Below are 369 nucleotides of genomic sequence, written 5' to 3'. Positions count from 1 at the left end.
ACAAAGTGATGAAATCAAAAACATCATAACTATCATTAGAGATATAGCAGATCAAACAAACCTTCTAGCTCTTAATGCTGCAATTGAAGCAGCAAGAGCAGGAGAACATGGTAGAGGCTTTGCAGTTGTGGCTGATGAAGTTAGAAAACTAGCAGAAAGAACTCAAAAATCACTTGGTGAAATAGAAGCAAATACAAATGTATTAGCTCAATCAATAAATGAGATGAGTGAATCAATAAAAGAGCAAAGTGAAGGCATTAATATGATCAATCAATCAGTTGCTCAAATAGATAATCTAACAAAAGAGAATGTTGTAATTGCTAATAGGGCTAATGAAGTAACAAGCGATGTTGATAACATGGCAAAGAC

At 33.9% G+C, this 369-nt stretch carries 1 protein-coding gene; it reads left to right on the top strand.

The features are described 5' to 3' along the window. On the top strand, positions 1 to 369 hold a 369-nt coding region (locus UNSWCS_RS09570; protein WP_035143876.1), incomplete at both ends, for a methyl-accepting chemotaxis protein.

This window comes from Campylobacter concisus UNSWCS (genome assembly GCF_000466685.1).
Classification (GTDB): Bacteria; Campylobacterota; Campylobacteria; order Campylobacterales; family Campylobacteraceae; genus Campylobacter_A; species Campylobacter_A concisus_A.
Note: the sequence above shows the minus strand (reverse complement) of the source record. Positions and strands in the feature narration are given on the sequence as shown.